Annotated in this window: 5 protein-coding genes and 1 pseudogene; 2 read left to right on the top strand and 4 right to left on the bottom strand. The window is 69.2% G+C overall.

Annotated elements, in window-relative coordinates; all coding sequences use genetic code 11:
• Positions 1 to 411 precede the first annotated feature (411 nt).
• The gene (pdxY, locus tag Q0P60_RS20510) at positions 412 to 1,320 is read left to right on the top strand and encodes a pyridoxal kinase (RefSeq protein ID WP_294997436.1); all 909 of its coding nucleotides are present in this window, start codon (positions 412 to 414) and stop codon (positions 1,318 to 1,320) included.
• Positions 1,317 to 2,441, top strand: coding sequence for a prephenate dehydrogenase (locus Q0P60_RS20505; RefSeq protein WP_294997435.1), 1,125 nt, complete (start codon positions 1,317 to 1,319; stop codon positions 2,439 to 2,441). The genes pdxY and Q0P60_RS20505 overlap by 4 nt, the downstream gene beginning before the upstream one ends.
• A gap of 167 nt (positions 2,442 to 2,608) precedes the next feature.
• Here the strand turns inward: Q0P60_RS20505 and Q0P60_RS20500 are convergent, their stop codons facing one another.
• From Q0P60_RS20500 to Q0P60_RS20485, 4 genes and pseudogenes are all read right to left on the bottom strand, one after another.
• Entirely contained in the window at positions 2,609 to 2,803 is a 195-nt protein-coding gene (locus tag Q0P60_RS20500; protein ID WP_294997434.1) for a hypothetical protein, read from the bottom strand.
• Positions 2,804 to 2,873: 70 nt separating this feature from the next.
• The gene (locus Q0P60_RS20495; protein WP_294997433.1) at positions 2,874 to 4,646 is read right to left on the bottom strand and encodes an ABC transporter transmembrane domain-containing protein; all 1,773 of its coding nucleotides are present in this window, start codon (positions 4,644 to 4,646) and stop codon (positions 2,874 to 2,876) included.
• Entirely contained in the window at positions 4,639 to 5,235 is a 597-nt protein-coding gene (locus tag Q0P60_RS20490; RefSeq protein WP_294997432.1) for a YigZ family protein, read from the bottom strand. The genes Q0P60_RS20495 and Q0P60_RS20490 overlap by 8 nt, the downstream gene beginning before the upstream one ends.
• A gap of 40 nt (positions 5,236 to 5,275) precedes the next feature.
• Positions 5,276 to 5,821: pseudogene (locus Q0P60_RS20485) on the bottom strand (hypothetical protein); the annotation flags it as partial.

Here is a 5,821-nt window from a genome sequence, read left to right as displayed (position 1 = left end):
CGCGCCATCCATGGCGCTCACGCCCCCGCAACCGGACCCACCCCGCCTTCGACAGTTTTCCGCGATCTGTCGGAACAGCTCTTGGGGTCAGATCCGTTTTCCGGAGGAAAACGGATCTGACCCCATTTTTGTATTTCGATATCTGACGGATTTCATCCACGCATGGCGTGGATCTACCAACCGTCACCGGATATCTGTAAGAGGTGGGGCGGTGTGGGTGGGCAGGACCGTTGGCGCCATGGATGGCGCCATCGAGCCCCCATGGATGGGTTCACGGCGTGTCCTGCCCACCCACACCGTCCCGCCAACTCACGGAATGCCGCTTTGGCTTTGGCTTTTGCCGTTGCTTGAAGCTTCGGCAGGTGCAGGGCGCAGCCCTGCCGAAAACCCCCTTGGGCGTAGAATGCGGGCATGAGCGAATCCCTTGATAACCACCTGGTCCACGGCCGCCGCCAGCGGCCCGATGGTCCGTCGCCGATCGATGTCATCTCGGTCCAGTCGCAGTTGGTCTATGGCCACGCCGGCAACAGCGCCGCCGTGCCGCCGATGCGCGCGCTTGGCGTGCGCGTGGCGGAAATCCCGACCGTGCTGCTGAGCAACGCGCCGTTCTACGAGACCACCCGCGGCCGCGTGCTGCCGCCCGACTGGTTTGCCGATCTGCTGCTCGGCACCCACGAACGCGGCCTGCCGCAGCGGGCGAAGATGCTGGTCTCGGGGTACTTCGGCAGCACCGCCAACGGCGCCGCGTTCGCCGACTGGCTCGATGCGATCCTGCCGGCCTGCCCGCAGCTGCGCTACTGCCTGGATCCGGTGATCGGTGACACCCACACCGGCCCCTACGTGGAACCGGGCCTGGAGACGATCTTCGCCGAACGCCTGCTGCCGCATGCCTGGCTGGTGACCCCGAACGCCTTTGAACTGAACCGCCTGACCGGCATGCCGGCCTTGGCCGAGGCCGATGCCATCGCCGCCGCACGCACGCTGCTCGAGCGTGGCCCGCACTGGGTCATCGCGCACAGCGTCGGCGGCACCCCGGGGGAACTGGTGACCCTGGCGGTCGGCCGCGAGGAAACCTGGCGCTGGACCTCGCCGCTGCTGCCGGTGGATGTGGCCGGTACCGGCGATGTGCTGATGTCGCTGGTGGTGTCGTTCCTGCTGCGCGGAGAATCGATGCAGCAGGCGATCTCGCGTGCCATCGCCGGCACCCATGCGGCCCTGGAAGCCACCCTGGACAACGGCTTCGAGGAGTTCGACGTGATCGCCGCCGCACCCGCCGCGTTGGCCGAGGGCACGCGCTTCCGCGCCGAACGCGTGGCATGAGCGACCTGCCCCCACGCACGCCGCGCACGGTCGGCATCGTCGGCAGCGCCGGCGCCTACGGGCGCTGGCTGAGCCGGTTCTTCCAGCAGCACCTGCAGCTGCAGGTGATCGGCCACGATCCGGCCGATCCCGCATCGCACACGCCGGAACAACTGCTGGCACAGGCCGACGTGCTGGTGTTCTCGGCGCCGATCCGGCACACGCCGGACCTGATCGCCGCCTATGTGCAGCAGTCGGCCGGACGTGAGCAGGGCCGGCTGTGGCTGGACGTCACCTCGGTGAAGGACGCACCGGTGCAGGCGATGCTGGCCTCGCAGGCCGAGGTGGTCGGCTTGCACCCGATGACCGCACCGCCCAAGGCGCCGACCCTGAAGGGCCGGGTGATGGTGGTCTGCGAGGCCCGGCTGCAGCACTGGCAGGCGTGGGTCGATACCTTGTGTACGGCCCTGCAGGCCGAATGCGTGCGGGCCACCCCGCAGCACCACGACCAGATGATGGCGCTGGTGCAGGCAATGGTGCATGCCACGCACCTGGCCCAGGCCGGCGTGCTGCGCCAGTACCAGCCGCAGCTGGGCGACCTCGCCGCGATGATGCCGTACCGTTCGGCCTCGTTTGAACTGGATACCGCGATCATTTCGCGCATCCTGTCGCTGAACCCTGCGATCTACGAGGACATCCAGTTCGGCAACCCGTATGTGGCGCCGATGCTGGAGCGGCTGATCGGCCAGCTGCAGGCGCTGCAGGCACAGGTCGGGCAGGGCGACGACGCGGCGCGCGCGGCCTTTCGTGAGCAGTTGCTGTCGTCCAACCGTCGTGCCTTCGGCGAGCCGGCGCTGGCCGAAGGCAACTACACGTTCGAACGGGTGGGCTACCTGCTGGCGGACCTGACCGAGCGCAACGCGCTGTCGGTGCATCTGCCGGAAGACCGGCCGGGCTCGCTGCGGGAACTGCTGAACGTGTTCGAGCAGCATCGCATCAGCCTGGCCTCGATCCATTCCTCGCGCACGCCGGCGGGCGAAGTGCATTTCCGCATCGGATTCGTGGCGGGCAGCGATCCGGCGACGATCCTGCTGGCGGCGGCCGAGGTGGACGCCAGTGGCATCGGACGGGTGCTGCGCTGAGCCCATTCATCCACAGGCGGTGTGGATGGTTTCTCGGCAAACATGTGGATAACCGCGTGCAGCCCTTGCCAGGAAAGGCTGTCAAGATGCATGGCCAAAAATTGACCATGCATCTGTAGCGTCGAGCATGAAGCAGCCGAGCATGGCTCGGCTCTACAGGTCGGTGGCTAGATGGTCAGCCGCAGTTCGCCGCCGCTGGTGGTGAACTCGCGGCCATTGCGTACCAGCAGGCGGCCATCGTCGAGCTCGTAGCGGGGCGTGGCTTCGGAGTGATGCCCGCTGCCGTTCGCCTCGGGCTTGAACTCGATGATGATGTGGCTGTCGCCATTGCTGTCGACGGCAGGGAACTGGCGGAACGACATCGTGCACCTCCTCCGGTGGACGCTGCGGATGCGTCGCCAGCTTGGCCGGGCCGGTGTTAGCCGGCCGTCATCAATCGATGAACTGCAGTCGTGCCAGTTCAGCGTACAGGCCGCCTTCGGCCAGCAGCTGCGCGTGCGTGCCTTCGGCCACGATGCGCCCCTCGTCCATCACCACGATGCGATCGGCCTTGAGCACGGTCGCCAGGCGATGGGCGATGACCAGCGTGGTGCGGCCGGCCATCAACCGTTCCAGCGCCTGCTGCACGCCATATTCGCTCTGCGCATCGAGCGCACTGGTGGCTTCGTCCAGCAGCAGGATCGGCGCATCCTTGAGCAGCGCGCGGGCGATCGCCACGCGTTGCTGCTGGCCGCCGGACAGGCGCGCGCCGCGCTCGCCGAGCTCGCTGTCGTAGCCCTGCGGCAATGCACGCAGGAAAGCATCGGCCTCGGCCGCACGCGCGGCCTCCTCGACCTCGGCATCGCTGGCCTGCAGGCGACCGTAACGGATGTTGTCGCGCGCACTGGCCGCGAACAGCGTTGGCTGTTGCGGCACCAGCGCCAGCTGCGCACGCAGTTCGGCCGGATCGACCTGGCGCACGTCGATGCCATCCACGCAGATGCGGCCTCCGGCCGGATCGTGGAAGCGCAGCAGCATCGACAGCACCGTGCTCTTGCCCGCGCCCGACGGGCCGACCAGGGCCACGGTCTCGCCGGGGCGTACGTGCAGGTTGAAGTGGTCCAGCGCCGCTTGGTCCGGCCGCTGCGGGTAATGGAACACCACGTCGTCGAACTGGATCTCGCCACGCAGCGGCTGCGGCAGCAGGTGCGGCTGCGCCGGCGCGCGGATCTCGATGTCTTCCTGCAGCAGCTCGCCGATGCGGCCCATGCCGCCGGCTGCACGCTGCAGCTCGTTCCATACTTCGGCCAGCGCGCCCACCGAGCCGCCGCCAATCAGCGCGTACAGCACGAACTGGCCCAGCGTACCGGCACTGAGGCGGCCATCGATGACATCGTGCGCGCCCAGCCAGAGCACGCCGACGATGGCGCCGAACACCAGCAGGATGGCGCTGGCGGTCACCAGCGACTGTGCGCCGATGCGGCGCCGCGCCGCACCGATGGCATCGCCCAGCGCCTTGTCGAAGCGGCCTCGTTCATAGGGCTCGCGCGCATGCGCCTGCACCGTGCGTACCGCGCCCAGGGTCTCGCTGGCCAGGCTGTTGGCATCGGCGATGCGGTCCTGGCTGCTGCGCGCCACCGTGCGCAGCTTGCGCGCGCCGATGATGATCGGCAGCACCGCCAGCGGAATGCCGAGCAGCGACCACGCCGCCAGCCTCGGGCTGGTGACGAACAGCATCGCCAGGCTGCCGACCACGGTAACGCTGCTGCGCAGCGCCACCGACATGGTCGAGCCGACCACGCTGCGCAGCAGTTCGCTGTCCGCGGTCAGGCGCGAGACCAGTTCACCGCTGCGGCTGCGGTCGTGGAAGCCGGCGCCGAGCTGGATCAGGTGGGCGTACAGCCGGCTGCGCAGGTCGGCCACGACCTTTTCGCCGAGCAGCGACACGAAGTAGAAGCGCGCCGCGGTGGCCAGCGCCAGCACCACCGCCACCAGCATCAGCAGGGCGAAGGCGCGGTTGATCTGGCCGCCGCTGCTGAAGCCGTGGTCGATCATCTGCTTCACTGCCGGGGGCAGGCTGAGCGTGGCCGCCGAGGACACGGCCAGGGCCAGCAGCCAGGCGCTGAACAGCCCGCTATGGCGGCGCACGAAGGGCCACAACGTGCGCAGGCTGCCGAGGCGGCGCAGCGGCGGGGGCGAGGCGGGGGCGTCGTCCTTGTCAGTCATCCTGGGGGTCGTCTTGTATGCGGATACGGTCACGGGTGGCGTCGCGCAGGCGGATTTTCAATGCGTCGACCTGATCTGCAGGCAATTCGACCCGCAGGCAGATGCCATTGGCATCGAACTGTTCATCGCGTTTCTCGGCGGCGAAGGCCGGCAGCGCGGCATGCAGGGTTCCCAGGTCCTCGAAGCCGGCCAGCAGCCGCAGCCGGGTCATGGCGACCAGCGGCAGCCGCGGCGCGGTACGCAGGCACTCGGCGGCGGCGCCGCCGTAGGCGCGGACCAGGCCGCCGGCGCCGAGTTTGATGCCGCCGAACCAGCGCGTGACCACCACCATCACCCGGTCGAAGCCCTGACCATCGATCGCCGCCAGGATCGGGCGCCCGGCGGTACCGGCCGGCTCGCCATCATCGCTGGAGCGGTAGTCCTGGCCGTGCCGGTAGGCCCAGCAGTTGTGGGTGGCATCGGCCACCGCAACCTGCTGCAGGAACGCCATCGCCGCTGCGGCACCGTCGATCGGCGCGGCATGGGCGATGAAGCGGCTGTGCTTGACTTCCAGCGTGTGGCTGAGCGGCTGGGCGAGGGTATCGGACATCCCCACCATTCTACGGTGTTGCCCACCGGCTCCGTGGGCTTCAGTCGTCCAGCAGCGGGCGCAGGTCGCGCGGCAGGCGCGATTCCGGATACTGCTGGATATAGCGTTCCAGGCTGGCACGGGCAAGATCGCGCTGCCCTTGGTCGCGGCGTTCGCGGATCTTTTCCAGCCACTGCCGGCGCGGCAGGCGGGCGTCGGCGCTCACTTCGGCCTGCACCGCGTCTGCGCTCAGGCCGGCGTCGTTGCCGCGTCGCATGACACCCGGGGCCGAGCGGCTGGAGGTGTCATGCTTCATCGAGGTGATCTCGACCCGATCAGCCGCTGCGGCCGGTTCGGCATCGGCCACATCGGCGACCGGAGCCGCCGCGGCACGCGCCTTCAATGCCGCATTGGGGGCCGGAGCGGAGGCCGCTGCCGGCGCCGAATACGCCATGGGTGCCGGGGGTGCGGGTGCCGCCGGTGGTGCTGCTGCCGGCGGAGGCGGCAACGCTGCGAACGCGGTGTCGGCGGCGGCCTCGGCTGTCCGCGTGCGCGCGCTGCGCGTCGGCGCTGCGGCGACGTCGGCCGGTGCCGGCGTGGGTGCGGG

The organism is uncultured Stenotrophomonas sp. (assembly GCF_945952405.1).
Lineage (GTDB): Bacteria > Pseudomonadota > Gammaproteobacteria > Xanthomonadales > Xanthomonadaceae > Stenotrophomonas.
Note: the sequence above shows the minus strand (reverse complement) of the source record. Positions and strands in the feature narration are given on the sequence as shown.

What these genes read in the sequence shown, in the direction of transcription:
- pdxY (WP_294997436.1), top strand. Translation starts at nt 412, where the DNA reads ATGAGCGAATCCCTTGATAACCACCTGGTCCACGGCCGCCGCCAGCGG.
- Q0P60_RS20505 (WP_294997435.1), top strand. Translation starts at nt 1,317, where the DNA reads ATGAGCGACCTGCCCCCACGCACGCCGCGCACGGTCGGCATCGTCGGC.
- Q0P60_RS20500 (WP_294997434.1), bottom strand. Translation starts at nt 2,803, where the DNA reads ATGTCGTTCCGCCAGTTCCCTGCCGTCGACAGCAATGGCGACAGCCAC.
- Q0P60_RS20495 (WP_294997433.1), bottom strand. Translation starts at nt 4,646, where the DNA reads ATGACTGACAAGGACGACGCCCCCGCCTCGCCCCCGCCGCTGCGCCGC.
- Q0P60_RS20490 (WP_294997432.1), bottom strand. Translation starts at nt 5,235, where the DNA reads ATGTCCGATACCCTCGCCCAGCCGCTCAGCCACACGCTGGAAGTCAAG.